The sequence below is a fragment of the Halomonas sp. genome, from assembly GCF_014859505.1.
In the GTDB taxonomy this organism is placed as follows: Bacteria; Pseudomonadota; Gammaproteobacteria; order Pseudomonadales; family Halomonadaceae; genus Halomonas.
In genome coordinates, this window is sequence record NZ_JACUUD010000241.1 from 1 (window position 1) to 1,958 (window position 1,958).

Genomic DNA, 1,958 nt, shown 5'->3' on the forward strand with positions numbered 1-1,958 from the left:
TGGTCGACCCACCTGGCCGGCCCCGATGACTGGTGGGAGATGATCGCCCGGCTGCGGCAGGCCGGTTGCCTGGTTCACTTCAGTGACGACTTCCCCGAGGAGCCGACATACCTGGAACCGGACGACTGGTACGGGGAACTGGAGCCAGTGGGCAACGGCTGGTTCGACCTGGCACTGGATATCGAAGTGGAGGGCGAACGCCTCAACCTGCTGCCGATTCTGCGCCGTCTGTTTCGAGATCCCGACTTTCCGCTGGAGCCCGCCACTGATGAACCCGAGGACGCCACTTGGACGCTGGCCCTGCCGGAGAACCGCCGCCTGGTACTGCCGCTCTCGCGCCTGCGCTCACTGATGGCGCCCATCCTCGACTGGTTGAATGACGAGAGCGACCCCGAAGCGGCCCTGCGCCTGCCGCTCACCGCCGCCGAGAAGGTGGCCCCCCTGGCCGAGCATGAGCGCTGGGCAGGGTGCGAGGACGTCACCGCCCTGGCCCGGCGCCTGCGGGAGCTGCCGGCCAGCCTGCCGGCGCCCACCGGCTTTGCCGGTGAGCTGCGCGACTACCAGGCCCGCGGCATCGCCTGGCTGCGCTTTCTCTCGGAACTGGGCACCGGCGGCATCCTGGCTGATGACATGGGCCTGGGCAAGACCGTCCAGGTATTGGCGCATGTGCTCGATGAGCGCGCCCGCGGGGCGCTGACCCGCCCGACTCTGGTGGTGGCGCCCACCAGCCTGGTAGGCAACTGGTGTGCCGAGGCCGAACGCTTCGCCCCCGAGCTCAACGTCGTCGCCCTGCAGGGCGGCCGCGCTCAGCGTGAGCGCCAGTTCGAGGAGTCGCTGCCAGAGGCTGATTTGGCGGTGACCACCTATGCGCTGCTGATCCGCGATCTCGAACGTCTGCGCGAACACGACTTCGGCCTGCTGGTGCTGGACGAGGCCCAGGCGATCAAGAACGCCGCCAGCCAGACCGCCCGCGCGGTGCGCGAGCTCAACGTGGCCCGCGCCATCGCCATGACCGGCACGCCACTGGAGAACCACCTCGGTGAGCTGTGGGCGCAGCTCGACGCCGTGGCCCCCGGTGCCCTGGGCAGCCAGCAGTGGTTCGGTCAGCGCTTCCGCACCCCCATCGAGAAGGAGGGCGACGTCGAACTGCGCCAGCGGCTCTCCCGTCGCATCGCCCCGCTGATGCTGCGCCGGACCAAGCAGCAGGTGCTCGCCGAGCTGCCGGAGAAGACCGAGACCCGACGCGAGGTCACCCTGAGCGGCGCCCAGCGCGAGCTCTACGAGAGCCTGCGCCTGGCACAGCACCAGCGGGTGCAGCAAGCAGTAGCCGAGCGCGGCCTGGCCGGCTCAGGCATCGTGATGCTCGATGCGCTGCTCAAGCTTCGCCAGGTGTGCTGCGACCCGCGGCTGGTCAAGCTGGAGAGTGCGCGCAAGACCAAGCGTTCGGCCAAGCTCGAACAGCTGCGCGAACTGGTGGGGCCATTGGTGGAAGAGGGGCGGCGTATCCTGATCTTCTCCCAGTTCACCGAGATGCTCACGCTGATCGGTGAAGCCCTGGAGAAGGACGGCATTGCCTTCACGACCCTGACCGGCGACACCCCGGGCAAGACCCGCACGCAGCGGGTGGCGCTGTTTCAGCAGGGCGAGATCCCGGTGTTTCTGATCAGCCTCAAGGCCGGCGGCACCGGGCTAAACCTCACCGCCGCAGATACCGTGATCCACTACGATCCCTGGTGGAATCCGGCGGTGGAGGCCCAGGCCACCGGCCGCGCCCACCGCATGGGCCAGCAGAACCCGGTGTTCGTCTACAAGCTGGTGTGTGCCGGCACCGTGGAAGAGCGCATCCTCGACCTGCAAGCGCGCAAGGCCGATCTCGCCGCCTCGATCCTCGAGGGTGGTGCCGAGCACAAGAGCGACGGCCCGCTGTTCGATGAGGAGGACCTGGCGCTGCTCTTTGC

General features: G+C 68.5%; 1 protein-coding gene. It reads left to right on the forward strand.

Annotated elements, in window-relative coordinates:
- The coding region (locus IBX53_RS15905; RefSeq protein ID WP_290911296.1) for a DEAD/DEAH box helicase at positions 1-1,958 on the forward strand (1,958 nt) is incomplete at both ends.